General features: G+C 67.9%; 12 protein-coding genes. 9 read left to right on the top strand and 3 right to left on the bottom strand.

The genetic code is table 11. From position 1 onward, the window contains the following. The first annotated feature begins 17 nt into the window (after positions 1-17). From QZ500_RS18915 to slmA, 3 genes are all read left to right on the top strand, one after another. Positions 18-1,121, top strand: a complete 1,104-nt coding sequence (locus tag QZ500_RS18915; protein WP_295857555.1) for a glycosyltransferase family 4 protein — start codon at positions 18-20, stop codon at positions 1,119-1,121. A gap of 36 nt (positions 1,122-1,157) precedes the next feature. Continuing rightward, positions 1,158-2,051, top strand: a complete 894-nt coding sequence (gene argB, locus QZ500_RS18910; protein ID WP_295857553.1) for an acetylglutamate kinase — start codon at positions 1,158-1,160, stop codon at positions 2,049-2,051. A 102-nt stretch (positions 2,052-2,153) separates the two neighbouring features. Beyond that, a complete protein-coding gene (gene slmA / locus QZ500_RS18905) occupies positions 2,154-2,804 on the top strand; it encodes a nucleoid occlusion factor SlmA (RefSeq protein WP_295857552.1) in 651 nt (216 codons plus the stop codon). Between the two features lie 21 nt (positions 2,805-2,825). Here the strand turns inward: slmA and QZ500_RS18900 are convergent, their stop codons facing one another. Further along, a complete protein-coding gene (locus tag QZ500_RS18900; protein ID WP_295857550.1) occupies positions 2,826-3,908 on the bottom strand; it encodes a TauD/TfdA family dioxygenase in 1,083 nt (360 codons plus the stop codon). 26 nt (positions 3,909-3,934) lie between these two features. Continuing rightward, the gene (locus QZ500_RS18895) at positions 3,935-5,173 is read right to left on the bottom strand and encodes a CoA transferase (protein WP_295857548.1); all 1,239 of its coding nucleotides are present in this window, start codon (positions 5,171-5,173) and stop codon (positions 3,935-3,937) included. Between the two features lie 102 nt (positions 5,174-5,275). Here QZ500_RS18895 and QZ500_RS18890 point away from each other — a divergent pair, with 102 nt between their 5' ends. Further along, on the top strand, positions 5,276-6,034 hold the full coding sequence (locus tag QZ500_RS18890) for an IclR family transcriptional regulator (RefSeq protein ID WP_295857546.1): 759 nt from the start codon (positions 5,276-5,278) through the stop codon (positions 6,032-6,034). 21 nt (positions 6,035-6,055) lie between these two features. Here the strand turns inward: QZ500_RS18890 and QZ500_RS18885 are convergent, their stop codons facing one another. Next, positions 6,056-7,024, bottom strand: coding sequence for a tripartite tricarboxylate transporter substrate binding protein (locus QZ500_RS18885; protein ID WP_295857543.1), 969 nt, complete (start codon positions 7,022-7,024; stop codon positions 6,056-6,058). 197 nt (positions 7,025-7,221) lie between these two features. Here QZ500_RS18885 and QZ500_RS18880 point away from each other — a divergent pair, with 197 nt between their 5' ends. The 5 genes from QZ500_RS18880 to QZ500_RS18860 all read left to right on the top strand — a co-directional run bounded on the left by QZ500_RS18880 (position 7,222) and on the right by QZ500_RS18860 (position 13,954). Continuing rightward, on the top strand, positions 7,222-7,866 hold the full coding sequence (locus QZ500_RS18880) for a TetR/AcrR family transcriptional regulator (RefSeq protein WP_295857541.1): 645 nt from the start codon (positions 7,222-7,224) through the stop codon (positions 7,864-7,866). A gap of 31 nt (positions 7,867-7,897) precedes the next feature. Next, positions 7,898-9,694 carry an acyl-CoA dehydrogenase C-terminal domain-containing protein gene (locus tag QZ500_RS18875; protein ID WP_295857539.1) on the top strand — a complete coding sequence of 599 codons (1,797 nt, stop codon included), beginning with the start codon at positions 7,898-7,900 and terminating at the stop codon, positions 9,692-9,694. A 37-nt stretch (positions 9,695-9,731) separates the two neighbouring features. Further along, the gene (locus QZ500_RS18870; RefSeq protein ID WP_295857538.1) at positions 9,732-10,166 is read left to right on the top strand and encodes a DUF2147 domain-containing protein; all 435 of its coding nucleotides are present in this window, start codon (positions 9,732-9,734) and stop codon (positions 10,164-10,166) included. Positions 10,167-10,197: 31 nt separating this feature from the next. Further along, positions 10,198-12,627, top strand: a complete 2,430-nt coding sequence (locus tag QZ500_RS18865; RefSeq protein WP_295857537.1) for a 3-hydroxyacyl-CoA dehydrogenase/enoyl-CoA hydratase family protein — start codon at positions 10,198-10,200, stop codon at positions 12,625-12,627. Between the two features lie 130 nt (positions 12,628-12,757). Next, the gene (locus tag QZ500_RS18860; RefSeq protein WP_295857536.1) at positions 12,758-13,954 is read left to right on the top strand and encodes an acetyl-CoA C-acyltransferase; all 1,197 of its coding nucleotides are present in this window, start codon (positions 12,758-12,760) and stop codon (positions 13,952-13,954) included. Positions 13,955-13,972 lie beyond the last annotated feature (18 nt).

Below are 13,972 nucleotides of genomic sequence, written 5' to 3'. Positions count from 1 at the left end.
GGGCACGAGGCGATGCCATGGTCGTCCTGACGCTGCTGGCGTTCGTGTTTTCCTTCATCGGCAGCGTCTGGGTGCTGCGGATGCGGCACCGGCACGCGGCCGCGTACGGCACGGATCTGCCGCAGCGGTTCCATCAGGGAGCGGTTCCGCGGCTGGGCGGAGTCGCCATCGCCGGCGCGATGGCGCTGGCGTGGCTGCTCGGGACCGCTCTGGACGGCTCCGTTCTGCCTTTGAACCTGCGCATCGGCTGGCGCGACGTGATGATGTGGCTGCTGGTGCTGACGCCGGCCGTTGTCACCGGTGTAGTCGAAGACCTCACGCAGCGCCTGCCCGTCCGGTACCGCTTGGCACTGACGGCCGCGTCCGGTGGCTTGGCCTGTCTGTTGTTGGGCATCGCGGTGACCCGTCTCGGTCTGCCGTTCATCGATCCGGTGCTTGCGGCCTTGCCGATGCTCGGCGTCGTGCTGGCGGTCGTGGCCGTCGCCGGCCTGCCCCACGCCTTCAACATCATCGACGGCTACAACGGCCTGGCCGGCACGGTCGCACTGCTGGTCTGTCTGGCGATCGCCCACGTGGCGCTGCAGGTGGGCGACCGGTCGCTGGCGGCCTTCCTGATGTGCCTGGCCGGTGCGACGACCGGCTTCCTGGTGTGGAACTACCCGCGCGGCCTGATCTTCGCGGGGGACGGTGGCGCCTACCTGTGGGGCGTGGTGATCGCGGTGGCCTGCGTGCTGCTGGTGCAGCGCCATCCGCAGGTCTCGCCGTGGTTCCCGGTCCTGCTGCTGATCTATCCGGTCTGGGAGACGGTGTTCTCGATCTACCGCAAGACCGCCCGGGGCGGTTCGCCGGGTATGGCGGACGCACTGCATTTCCACCAGCTCATCTTCCGTCGCATCGTGCGCCAGGTGCTGCACGACGACGAGGCCCGGCAACTGCTGAGCCGCAACAACCGGACCTCGCCCTATCTCTGGGGCTTCACGCTGGTGACCGTGGTGCCGGCGGTCGTGTTCTGGCAGAACACGCCGGTGCTCATCGGCTTTTCGCTGCTGTTCGTGGTGACCTACGTCGGCGCCTATTTGGCCATCGTTCGCTTCAAGGTGCCGGGCTGGATCCAGCGCTGATCCGGCCCCCCTGTCCGCTACTCCGAGGAAATGCTCATGACCGATCCCGTTCTCACCGTCGCACCGCGCGACAAGGCTGAAATCCTGGCACAGGCGTTGCCTTACATCCGCCGCTTCCATGGCAAGACCATGGTGATCAAGTACGGCGGCAACGCGATGACGGATCCTGCGCTGCAGGCGGATTTCGCAGAAGACGTAGTGCTGCTCAAGCTGGTCGGCATCAACCCGGTGGTGGTGCACGGCGGCGGGCCGCAGATCGAGACTGCGTTGAAGCGACTCGGCAAGACCGGCACCTTCGTGCAGGGCATGCGCGTCACCGACGCCGAAACGATGGAAGTCGTCGAATGGGTGCTGGCGGGCGAGGTGCAGCAGGACATCGTCGGCCTGATCAACCAAGCGGGCGGCAAGGCGGTCGGCCTGACCGGCCGCGACGGCGGCCTGATCCGCGCACAGAAACTCAAGCTCGCCGACCGGGACGATCCGTCGGTTCTGCACGACGTGGGGCAGGTGGGCGACATCGTGCGGATCGACCCCGGCGTGGTGAAAGCCCTGCAGGACGACCAGTTCATCCCGGTCATCAGCCCGCTCGGCTTCGGTGAGCAGAACGAGAGCTACAACATCAATGCCGACGTGGTGGCCGGCAAGCTTGCCACCGTGCTGCAGGCAGAGAAACTGCTGCTGCTTACCAACACGCCGGGCGTGCTGAACAAGGCGGGCGAACTGCTGACCAACCTGAGCGCCCGCGAGATCGACGGCCTGTTCGCTGATGGGACCATCTCCGGCGGCATGCTGCCGAAGATTGAAGGTGCGCTAGATGCGGCGCGTAGCGGTGTCAACTCGGTGCACATCATCGACGGCCGGGTGCCGCATGCGCTGCTGCTGGAAATCCTGACCGACCAGGCGTTCGGCACGATGATCCGCGCGCATTGAGGCGTGTAGGTCGGCGCCGTGAGGCGCCGATGCGACAGTGGTCGACAGCTTCCTGACGGGGTTGCTGTGCGAGAATTTCGGACATTACGTACGGTTACAACGATGTCCGAGGCTTTTACTCCCTCTCTTCCCGCGGCTGACCTGGCCGACGGGGCTGCCGCGGCCGCTGCAACCCTGTCCCGCAAGCGCCCGCGGCCCGGCGAGCGGCGCATCCAGATCCTGCGGGCACTGGCCGCCATGCTCGAAAAGCCCGGTGCGGACCGGGTCACCACCGCAGCGCTGGCCGCGCGACTGGAAGTGAGCGAGGCCGCTCTGTACCGCCACTTCGCCAGCAAGGCGCAGATGTTCGAGGGGCTGATCGACTTCATCGAGGAATCGGTGTTCTCGCTGATCGACCAGATCCTCGAAAAGGAACGGGTCGGCACCCTGCAGGCGGCCCAGATCGTCGCGATGCTGCTGCACTTCTCCGAACGCAACCCCGGCATGACGCGCGTCATGGTGGGCGATGCGCTGGTGTTCGAGAACGACCGGTTGCAGCAACGCATGAACCTGTTCTTCGACAAGGTCGAGGCCACTCTCAGCCAGAGCCTGCGGGCCGGCGCACATGCTGACAGTGAGGGCGAGGACGGGAGCCCCGCCCAGGCATCGATGCTCACCGCCTTCGTGGTCGGACGGATGCAGCGCTACGCCCGGTCGGGCTTCCGCCGAGCGCCGTCCGAATACCTAGACGCGAGCCTCGCCCGCATCCTCTGAGGCGATGGGGCTGCTGCCCCGTCACTCCACCATCGCACCCGCGACCCCGGCGAGCAGGTCGCGGTCATGGTTCGACGGCAGCTCCATCAGCGGCCGGCGGCTGGTGCTCCACAAGCGCATGTCCTCGTCCGTGTGGAACACCTGCTCTGCCGGCATGGCAGGCCAGGAGGCCACGCGGAGCCACATGCGCAGCAGGTGCCGGCGCTTGCCGAGTTCCTGGTGGTCTTCGTAATCGGTGCGACCGTGGACCATCATGCGGTTGTTCAGAAACTGGATATCGCCTTCCTTGAAGCCCATGTCGAGGTAGTTCTCCTCCGAGGCGGCCGCCTTGCGTGCGTGGTACAGCGCGTCGGACTCCGCCTGGCTGAAAGGTCGGGCGCCGCTCTTTTCCGCCAGACGCGCGTAGCCCGTGGGCAGGTAGCAGGTGATTTCCTCGCCGTGCTGCGTGAAGAAGGGTACCGGCGCCTCGCTGTAGGTGCGGGTCGCGCGCCGGCCGTCCTCGTCGGTGCGCTTCAGGTGGAGGCCGCGGCGCAGGATTTCGAGCGACTCCGGGTGATGTTCCAGCAGGTGGTTGTGCACGGTGAGCGCGCTGGAGATGCGGCTCGCACCGCCGGAGATCGCGGTGCGCAGGCACATCAAGCCGATGATGTCGCAGGAATCCGTATGCATCAGCTGGCCGCCGCCCTTGCGGTAGCCGCGCGATTTGGGTTCGAAATCGCTTACGTTGACCACATGGCCCAGCAGATCGCCGAGGTAGGACTGCGTCATCGGCGTACCGATGTAGGCACCCAGGCCGAAATAGATGCGCGCCATGTCGTCGTCGGAATAGCGCTCCCGCGGCAGGCCGCGCAGCATCAGGAAGCCGCAGCCGGTGCGCAGGCGCTCGGGCAGCGATGCCATCAGTGCGCCGACGGTCCGCAGGGGAAAGGTCTCGCGGGTGATGGCCGGAAAATCCAGATCGCCGAGCGACAGCAGATGTTGCAGCGCATCGTCGATCTCCTGCAGTTCGGCATCGTTCAGCACGTGCAGCCCGTGCTGTGTCCAGTCGATATCCGGGCCCTTCCAGGCGCCGGGAGAGCGGATCGGTTGTCCGAGGGCATTCATGGTCATCTCCTTGGTGGGTTGAATCTTCAGACCGCAATACTCGGGCTGCCCACCAGGGCGCCGGAGGACAGCAGAACGGCATAGGTCGCAGCGTCGGTCAGCGGACGCAGGATGTCGGCGTTGTGCTGGCCGATCGTCGGTGCCTGCAGGCGCAAGCTCCCGGGCGTGCTGCCCAGGCGTGGCAGCACGTCGTGCATCGGCAGGCTGCCCAGGTCGGAGTCTTCGACTTCGACCAGGCTTCCGCGCGCGGCGACCCAGTCGTCGTCCAGTACCTGTCCTGCGTCGTGCACCGGTCCGATCGTCACCCCGGCTGAATCGAAGAACGCGAGGTTGTCGGCCAGCGTGCGGCTGCGCACGAAGTCGCCGACAACGCTGTCGACCGTCTCGATGTTCTGCAGCCGTGCCGCATTGGTCGCAAAGCGCGGATCGTCGAGCAGCGACGCTTGGCCGATCGCCTCGAACAGCCGTCGTGCCATGCTGTTGGACGCGGTGGACAGGCAGACCCATTGACCGTCGCCGGTCCGGTAGACGTTGCGCGGCGCCGTGGTGCTGGAACGGCTGCCGGTTCGCGGCTTGCGCTTGCCGGTGAATCGGAAGTTCGCCGCCTGCGGTCCGAGGATCGACAGCATAGGCTCGAACAACGACAGATCGATCACCTGGCCTCCGCCGCCATGGGCCTGGATGTGCCAGAGCGCGGTCAAAGTCGCGCTGGCGCCGTAGAGGCCGGTCGTCATGTCGCCGAGGAACATCGGCGGCAGCACCGGCTCCCGGTCCTCGAAGCCGTTCATCGCTGCGAAGCCGCTGTAGCCCTCGACCAGGGTGCCGAAACCGGGCTTGCGGCGGTAGGGACCGGTCTGGCCCCAACCGGAGATCCGGGTGATGACCAGCCGTGGGTTGAGCGCCAGCAGCACCTCGGGACCGAGACCCATGTCTTCCAGCACGCCGGGGCGAAAGCTCTCGACCAGCGCGTCGGCGGTGGCGATCAGCTGCTTCAGCAAAACGATGCTCTCCGGGCGCCGCAGATCCATGCCCACGCTGCGCTTGTTGCGCGCGTAGGTCTTCCACCAGAGGTCGAGTCCCTCGGTCTTGAAGTTGCGCAGCGAGTCGCCTTCGGGCGGTTCGACCTTGATCACGTCCGCACCGAAGTCCGCGAGCTGCAGCGTCAGCATGTTGCCGGCCACCAGCCGGCTCATGTCGACGACGCGCAGACCTTCCAGCGGACCGCGGGCCGTGGGATCGAATGTCTTGCGCGGGAGCTGGCTCATGGTCGAAGGTTTCCTTAAAACAGACAGAATGTCTATTAAACGATTTTCGGAGCGCTGGTAGTCCTTGTCAATCGCTTAGGATGCGGCCCGAAGGGAACTCCGATGAAACAACAGGACGATCCGGGCGTTGCCTCGGTCAACCGTGCGCTGTCGATCCTGATGGCATTCCAGGACAGCGTCGGCGGCATGACGCTGGCCGAGATCACGCAGGCCACCGGCCTGTACCACAGCACCATCCTGCGGCTCTGCGAATCGCTAGAGCACTTCCGTTTCCTCAAGCGACTGGAGGACGGCCGCTATATGCTGGGACCGATGCCGTTCCACCTGGGCACCATCTACCAGGCGTCTTTCCGGCTGCAGGACGTCGCGTTGCCGGTCCTGCGCGACCTCACGCAGCGCACGCAGGAGACTGCAGCGCTGTACGTCCGCGAGGGCGACGCGCGCGTCTGCCTGCACCGGGTGGAGCAGCCTCGCATGGTGCGCATGAACGTGCGGGAAGGGGCGCGCGTGGAGCTCGACAAGGGCGCCGCCGGCAAGGTGCTGCTGGCCTGGGCGGGGCAGGAGGGCGAGGTGTTCGACCATGTCCGGCAGGCGCACTACGCGGTGTCGCTGGCCGAGCGGGATTCCGAGAGCGCCGCGATCGCCTGCCCGGTGTTCGGCGTCGGCCAGAAGCTGGTCTGTGCGCTGTCGCTCGGGGTGCCGCTCTACCGCTTCGACACCGAGGCGTTCCGCACGTGCCTGCCGCTGGTCATGGAGGCCGCAGGGCGTCTGACCTTCGACCTGGGGGGCGACCCTGCCGGATTCGCGGAGCCCCATGCAAAGCCCTTCAAGCTGAAACTGGCACGGCCGTCGCGCGCCTGAGGGCGCGGACGCCCCGCAGGGTCAGTCCACCGTGATGTTCCGCTCGCGGGCGAGCGTGCGCCACTTCACGACCTCGGCCTGCACGTAGGCCGCGAACCGGTCGGCGCTCAGGTTCCCGGGTTCGGTCGATTCGCGGGCGAAAAGCTCGCGCATCTCCGGCGTATCGGCGATGGCGCGTATCTCGGCGTTGAGCCGGTCGACCAGCGGCCTGGGAGTCTTCGCCGGCGCGAATATCCCCCACCAGGACTCGACGGTGTAGCCCTTCACCGTCTCCGACACCGGCGGGAGATCGGGCATGAAACGCGACCGCTCGGCGGAAGTGACGGCGATCGGGCGGAGACTGCCGGCCTTGAGCGGCCCGGCCACCGACGCGGCGGTGGTCACCATCACCTGCAGGTTGCCGCCGATCATGTCCGCGGTAGCGTTGGCGATGCCCTTGTAGGGCACATGGACAGCCTGACCGCCGGTCGTGGCGTTGAGCAGTTCGCCCGCCAGCTGCCCGATCGAGCCGGGACCGGCCGAGCCGTAGTTGACATCCTTCTTGGGGCTGCGGATCGCGGCCAGTACGTCGGCCGTGCTGCGGTAGCCGGTGGCATTGCCGGCGATCAGCAGCATCGGCCCACGGTTGAGCAGCGCGACCGGCGCGAACGACTTGATCGGGTCGTAGGGCAGCCGGGGCTGCACGGCCGCGTTGGTCGTGAAACTGACCGAATTGAGCAGCAGCGTCCCGCCGTCGGGCTCCGCATTCGCCACCGCCTGTGCGCCGATGGTTCCCCCGGCGCCCGGCCGGTTGTCGACCACCACCGGGACGCCCCACCGGGAGGCCAGCTTCTGACCGAGCGCTCGCGCGAAAAGGTCGTTGCTTCCGCCCGGCGAGAACGGAACGACGATCTTGATCGTTTTCGGCAGCGGTGCGTCCTGCGCATGGGCGGACGCCAGCGGCGACAGGGCTGCGGCCAGGAGGGCCGCAATGCGGATACGGTGGTTCACAGGGTTGTCTCCGGTCGTGTTCCGTCTGATTCAGACGGATTGTCTGAAAAGTATAGGAACTATCAGACGAGCCGTCTATTTTTTGCGCTGGGCTCAAGCTGCTCTGTGCAAAAGCTAGGGATACCCCCAACACCGCCACCTTGCGCGTCGATCTGCCGGCGTGCAAAATAGTACGACCGTTCGTTTTAAAACTGACCATGCCCGCCGTCACTTCCGATTCCAAGCCGCCGCGCCCGCCCCGGGAAGGACGCGCGCTGCAGAAGGGCCAGCAGACCAAGGCGGCGATCGTCGATGCCGCCCTGGGGCTGGCGACGCAGATCGGCCTTGAGGGCCTGTCCATCGGGGCGCTGGCCGAGGTGGCGCAGATGAGCAAGTCGGGCGTGTTTGCGCATTTCGGCTCGCGCGAGGAGCTGCAGATCTCGGTGATCCGCGAGTACCACGCCCGCTTCGAGGCCGAGGTCTTCTACCCCGCGATGCAGGAGCCGCGCGGGCTGCCGCGGCTGCGGGCGCTGTTCGCCAACTGGATGCGGCGCACGTCGGTCGAGCTGGATTCCGGCTGCATCTACATCAGCGGCGCGGTGGAGTTCGACGACCGGCCCGGCCCGGTGCGCGACGCGCTTGCGGGTTCGGTGCGGACCTGGCTCGATGCGGTGCACCGCGCGATCGAGCAGGCGCGCGAGCAGGGCCAGCTGCGCCCCGACGTGGACGAGAAGCAGATGGCCTTCGAGATCCACGGCCTGATCCTGGCGCTGCACTACGAGGCGCGGTTCCTGAAGACGCCCGATTCCCTCACCCGCGCCCACACCGGTTTCGACAACATCCTCGGCCGCTACGGCGCCTGACTTCCTTCCGTTCATTGTTTCTGGAGACGCCATGCCCCTCTACACCCCCCCGCTGCGCGACATGCAGTTCGTCCTGCACGAAGTGCTCGACGTCGCCTCCGAATTCCAGGCGCTGCCGGCCCATGCCGAGGTCGATGTGGACACGATCAACGCCGTGCTGGAGGAGGGCGGCAAGTTCGCGAGCGAGGTGGCCTTTCCGCTCAACCTGACCGGCGACGAGCAGGGCTGCACGCTCGACAAGGCGACGCACGAGGTGACGACGCCCGCCGGCTTCAAGGACGCCTACGCCCGCTACGTCGAAGGCGGCTGGCCGGCGCTGTCGTGCGACCCGGCCTATGGCGGCCAGGGCCTGCCGTTCGTCGTGAACCAGTGCTTCTACGAGATGCTGAACTCGGCCAACCAGGCCTGGACGATGTATCCCGGCCTGTCGCACGGCGCCTACGAGGCACTGCACGCCTACGGCACCGACGCGCAGAAGCAGACCTACCTGCCCAAGCTCACCAGCGGCGAATGGACTGGCACCATGTGCCTGACCGAACCGCACTGCGGCACCGACCTGGGCCTGCTGCGCACCAAGGCCGAGCCGCAGGCCGACGGCACCTACCGCATCACCGGCAACAAGATCTTCATCAGCGCCGGCGAGCACGACCTGACCGAGAACATCGTGCACCTGGTGCTGGCCCGGCTGCCGGACGCGCCCAAGGGCAGCAAGGGCATCAGCCTGTTCGTCGTGCCGAAATTCCTGATGAACGCCGACGGCTCGCTCGGCGCGCGCAACACCATCCACTGCGGCGGCCTGGAGCACAAGATGGGCATCCACGGCAACGCCACCGCGCAGATCGTGATCGACGGCGCCATCGGCACGATGGTCGGCGAGCCGAACAAGGGCCTGGCGGCGATGTTCATCATGATGAACGCGGCCCGCCTGGGCGTGGGCAACCAGTCGCTCGGCCTGACCGAGGTGGCCTACCAGAACGCGCTGGCCTACGCGAAGGACCGCATCCAGATGCGCAGCCTGACCGGCACCAAGGACAAGAGCCAGCCGGCCGACCCGATCATCGTGCACCCCGACGTGCGCCGCATGCTGCTCACCGCCAAGGCATATGCCGAGGGCGGCCGGGCGCTGCTGATGTACTGCACGCTGCTGCTCGACAAGGAACTGCACCATCCCGACGAGAAGGTGCGCAAGGATTCGGCCGAGCTGGTCGCGCTGCTGACGCCGATCGTCAAGGCCTTCCTGACCGACAACGGCTGGAACGCCACCACCCAGTGCCAGCAGGTGTTCGGCGGCCATGGCTACATCCACGAGTGGGGCATGGAGCAGTTCGTGCGCGACGCCCGGATCAACATGATCTACGAGGGCACCAACACGATCCAGGCGCTCGACCTGCTGGGCCGCAAGATCCTGTCGAACAACGGCGCGTCGCTGAAGAAGTTCGGCAAGCTGGTCGCGCGGCTGGTGGAAGAGGAGGGCGTGAACGAAAAGATGAGCGAGTTCGTCACGCCGGTCGCGCTGCTGGCCGACCAGATGACCAAGTTCACGATGGAGATCGGCTTCAAGGGTTCGCAGAACGCGGACGAGGTGGGCGCCGCGGCGGTGGATTACCTGCGCGTCGCCGGCCACCTGGTGTTCGGATACTTCTTCGCCCGCATGGCGCAGGTCGCATTGAAGAAGATCGCGGACGGCAGCACCGACCCGTTCTACACCGCCAAGCTGCAGACCGCGCGCTTCTACTTCGCCAAGCTGTTCCCCGAGACCGCGACGCTGATGCGTACCGCCCGCGCCGGCTCCCGCGCGCTGATGGACACCGACGCGGTGTTCGCCTGACCTTCCGCCATCTGATCGAAAAACGAGGTTTGCGCCCATGAGACATGCCCTGACAGCTATCGTTCTGGTAGCAGCCGCCGGCGCTGCGTGCGCCCAGTCCACCCCGGTCGGCACCTGGCGCACCACCGATGAGAAGACCGGCGAGCCGAAGTCGCAGGTGGTGATCGCCGACGGCGCCTCCGGCCTGTCCGGGCGGGTCGACAAGCTGCTGCGCAACGGGGCCGACCCGGCCGCGCGCTGCACCGAATGCGCCGACGACCGCAAGGACAAGACGATCCTCGGCCTGGACATCGTGCGCGGCGGCAAAAAGGCCGACGGCAAGGACGTCTGGGAGGGCGGCAAGATCCTCGACCCCGAGAACGGCAAGGAGTACCGCGCCAGCTTCACCCCGATCGACGGCGGCACGAAGCTGGAGGTGCGCGGCTACCTGGGCCCGTTCTGGCGCACGCAGACCTGGACCCGCGTCAACTGACGGCGCGGCCGCATCCATCGAAAGCAAAAGAATGTCCCGATTTCTCGTGAAGAAAGTCGCCGTGCTCGGCGCCGGCGTGATGGGCGCGCAGATCGCCGCGCACCTGGTCAACGTGCGGGTGCCGGTGATCCTGTTCGACCTGCCGGCGAAGGAAGGCCCGAAGAACGGCATCGTCGCCCGGGCGGTCGAGACGCTGAAGAAGCAGAAGCCCGCGCCGCTCGGCGTGCCGGAGGACGCGGCGCTGATCCAGCAGGCCAACTACGAGGACGACCTCGCGCGGCTCGGCGAATGCGACCTGGTGATCGAGGCGATCGCCGAGCGGCTCGACTGGAAGCGCGACCTCTACCAAAAGATCGCGCCGCACGTGGCACCGCATGCGATCTTGGCGTCCAACACCTCGGGCCTGTCGATCGGCGCGCTGTCGGAGGCGCTGCCCGAAGCGCTGCGGCCGCGCTTCTGCGGCATCCACTTCTTCAACCCGCCGCGCTACATGGCGCTGGTGGAACTGATCGACACCCCCGCCACGCAGGCCGGCGTGCTCGACGACCTGGAGACCTTCGTCACCAGCGCTCTCGGCAAGGGCGTGGTGCGCGCGCACGATACGCCCAACTTCATCGCCAACCGCATCGGCATCGCCGGCATGCTGGCGACGATGCACGAGGCCGAGAAGTTCGGCATCCCGTTCGACATCGTGGACGACCTGACCGGCAAGAAGCTCGGCCGCGCCAGCAGCGGCACCTTCCGCACCGCCGACGTGGTGGGCCTGGACACGATGGCGCACGTGGTGCGCACGCTGCAGGACAACCTGAGCGCGGACGCTACCGCAGGGGCCTCGAAATACGATCCGTTCTACGGCAGCTACGGCACGCCCGCCGTGCTGTCGAAGCTGCTGGAGCTGAAGCACCTCGGCCAGAAGTCGAAGGCCGGCTTCTACAAGAAGGTCGGCCGCGACATCCTGCGCTTCGACCTGGAGAGCGGCGATTACGTGCCCGCCGGCGGCAAGGCCGACGAGGTCTACGGCCGCATGCTGAAGAAGCCTGCCGGCGAACGGCTGCGCCTGCTGCGCGGCAGCGAAGGCGCGCAGGGCCGCTTCCTGTGGGCGATCCTGCGCGACGGTTTCCACTACGCCGCGACGCACCTGGGCGCCATCGCCGAGACCGCACGCGACGTGGACCTGGCGATGCGCCGCGGCTTCGGCATGCGGCAGGGCCCGTTCGAGCTGTGGCAGGAAGCCGGCTGGCTCGACGTGGCGAAGATGGTGCAGGAGGACATCGACCGCGGCGAGGCTCTGTCGTCGGTGCCGCTGCCCGCCTGGGTATTCGACGGCCCGGTCGCCGCGGCCGGCGGCGTGCACACGCCGGAAGGCTCCTGGAGCCCGTCGCAGAACCGCTTCGTACCACCGCGGGTGCTGCCGGTGCATGCGCGCCAGCGGTTCCCGGAAGGCGTGCGCGGCGACGGACGGCCCACGGTGGAGGCCAGCGGCACGACGGTCCACGAGGACGACGCGATCCGCCTCTGGACATTGGCTGGCGACGATGCCGACGTGCTGATCGCCAGCATCAAGACCAAGATGCACGCGATCAGCCCCGACGTGACCGAGGGCCTGGTGCGCGCGGTCGAGCTGGCCGAGCAGGACTACCGTGCGCTGGTCGTCTGGTCGAACGACGCGATGTTCTCGGTCGGTGCCGACCTGCAGGCGATGCTGCCGGCCTTCGTGGTCGCCGGCGCCGACGCGGTCGAGGGCGCCGAGCACGAGATGCAGCAGATGATGCTGCGGCTGCGCTACGCCGCGGTGCCGGTGGTCGCCGCGGTGCGCGGCATGGCGCTCGGCGGCGGCTGCGAACTGGCGGTGCACTGCGCCCGCCGGGTGGCGGCGATGGAGAGCTACATCGGCCTGGTCGAGGTCGGCGTCGGCCTGGTGCCGGGTGCCGGCGGCCTGACCTACATCGCCCGCCGCGCCGCCGAGAACGCGGCCGCGTCTACGGCCAAGGACCTGCTGCCGTTCCTGACCGAAGGCTTCACCGCCGCCGCGATGGCCAAGGTCGGCACCAGCGCGCTGGAGTCGAAAAAGCTCGGCTACCTGGTGGAGGGCGACGTCGTCGTGCCGCACGTGGACGAACTGCTGCACGTGGCGCTCGGCCAGGCCCGCGCGATGGCCGATGCCGGCTGGCGGCCGCCGCTGCCGCGCCGTTTCGCGGTGGCGGGGCGCGACGGCGTGGCGACGATTCGCGGGCAGCTGGTCAACATGCGCGACGGCGGCTTCATCAGCGCGCACGACTTCCACATCGCCGGGCTGATCGCCGAGGTGGTCTGCGGCGGCGACGTGGACACCGGCACGCTGGTGACCGAGGAATACCTGATGGCGCTGGAGCGCAAGGCCTTCTGCTCGCTGATCGTGCACCCCAAGACGCAGGAACGGATCATGGGCATGCTGAACACCGGCAAGCCGGTAAGGAACTAAGCCCACCCCCCAGGCTGCGCGCACATCGTGCCCTCCGCCCACCCCCTTGCAGGGGGCAACACCAGCGGCCCGGCCAAGCCGGTTCCGCGGTGTTCCTGAAACAAGAGAAACCGCCGGCCAGGAGCCCGCCATGAAACAGATCCAGGACGCCTACATCGTCGCCGCGACCCGCACGCCGATCGGCAAGTCGCACCGCGGCTTCTTCCGCCATACCCGGCCCGACGACCTGCTGGCCACCCCGCTGAAGGCGGCGCTCGCGCAGGTGCCGTCGCTCGACCCGGCCGCGATCGAGGACATCGTCTGCGGCTGCGCGATCCCCGAGGCGCAGCAGGGCCTGAACGTGGCGCGCATCGCCGCGGTGCTGGCGGGGCTGCCGACCGGCATCGGCGGCATCACCGTCAACCGCTTCTGCGCATCGGGTTTGTCGGCGGTGCAGATGGCGGCCGACCGCATCCGCGTCGGCGAGGCCGAGGTCATGGTCGCCGCCGGCGTCGAGAGCATGAGCATGGTGCCGATGATGGGCAACGCGCCGTCGCTGTCGCCGTCGATCTTCGCGCGCGACGGCGACGTGGGCATCGCCTACGGCATGGGCCTGACCGCCGAGAAGGTGGCGCAGCAGTGGAAGGTGGGCCGCGACGCGCAGGACGCCTTCGCGCTGCAGTCGCACCAGCGCGCGCTGGCCGCCCAGCAGGCGGGCGACTTCGCCGACGAGATCGTGCCGATCGAGGTGACCGAGCGCACGCCCGACCTGGAAACAGGCGAGGTGGCGGTCGCGACGCGCACCGTGTCGCTCGACGAAGGCCCGCGGCCCGACACCAGCATCGAGGGATTGGCGAAGCTGAAGACCGTGTTCGCCGCGCGGGGCTCGGTGACGGCCGGCAACAGCTCGCAGACCTCCGACGGCGCCGGGGCGCTGATCCTCGCGAGCGGCGCGGCGGTGCAGCGCTTCGGCCTTCAGCCGCTGGCGCGCTTCGTCAGCTTCGCGAGCAAGGGCGTGCCGCCGGCGATCATGGGGATCGGCCCGATCGAGGCGATCCCGGCGGCACTGCGCACCGCCGGCCTGCGCCAGGACGACATCGACTGGATCGAGCTGAACGAGGCCTTCGCCGCGCAGTCGCTCGCGGTGCTGAACACGCTCGGGCTGGATCCGGCCAAGGTCAACCCGATGGGCGGCGCGATCGCGCTCGGCCATCCGCTGGGCGCGACCGGTGCGATCCGCGCCGCGACGGTGGTGCATGCGCTGCGCCGCAAGCAGCTGAAGTACGGCATGGTCACGATGTGCGTGGGCATGGGCCAGGGCGCGGCGGGGATCTTCGAGCGGGTCTGATCTTCGGCGGCGGTCGAC

The organism is uncultured Xylophilus sp. (assembly GCA_913776965.1).
Classification (GTDB): Bacteria; Pseudomonadota; Gammaproteobacteria; order Burkholderiales; family Burkholderiaceae_C; genus Xylophilus.
This window is presented reverse-complemented; position numbering and strand designations above follow the sequence as displayed.

Coding starts and splice junctions, on each gene's coding strand:
- QZ500_RS18915 (WP_295857555.1), top strand. CDS start 18: ATGGTCGTCCTGACGCTGCTGGCGTTCGTGTTTTCCTTCATCGGCAGC.
- argB (WP_295857553.1), top strand. CDS start 1,158: ATGACCGATCCCGTTCTCACCGTCGCACCGCGCGACAAGGCTGAAATC.
- slmA (WP_295857552.1), top strand. CDS start 2,154: ATGTCCGAGGCTTTTACTCCCTCTCTTCCCGCGGCTGACCTGGCCGAC.
- QZ500_RS18900 (WP_295857550.1), bottom strand. CDS start 3,908: ATGAATGCCCTCGGACAACCGATCCGCTCTCCCGGCGCCTGGAAGGGC.
- QZ500_RS18895 (WP_295857548.1), bottom strand. CDS start 5,173: ATGAGCCAGCTCCCGCGCAAGACATTCGATCCCACGGCCCGCGGTCCG.
- QZ500_RS18890 (WP_295857546.1), top strand. CDS start 5,276: ATGAAACAACAGGACGATCCGGGCGTTGCCTCGGTCAACCGTGCGCTG.
- QZ500_RS18880 (WP_295857541.1), top strand. CDS start 7,222: ATGCCCGCCGTCACTTCCGATTCCAAGCCGCCGCGCCCGCCCCGGGAA.
- QZ500_RS18875 (WP_295857539.1), top strand. CDS start 7,898: ATGCCCCTCTACACCCCCCCGCTGCGCGACATGCAGTTCGTCCTGCAC.
- QZ500_RS18870 (WP_295857538.1), top strand. CDS start 9,732: ATGAGACATGCCCTGACAGCTATCGTTCTGGTAGCAGCCGCCGGCGCT.
- QZ500_RS18865 (WP_295857537.1), top strand. CDS start 10,198: ATGTCCCGATTTCTCGTGAAGAAAGTCGCCGTGCTCGGCGCCGGCGTG.
- QZ500_RS18860 (WP_295857536.1), top strand. CDS start 12,758: ATGAAACAGATCCAGGACGCCTACATCGTCGCCGCGACCCGCACGCCG.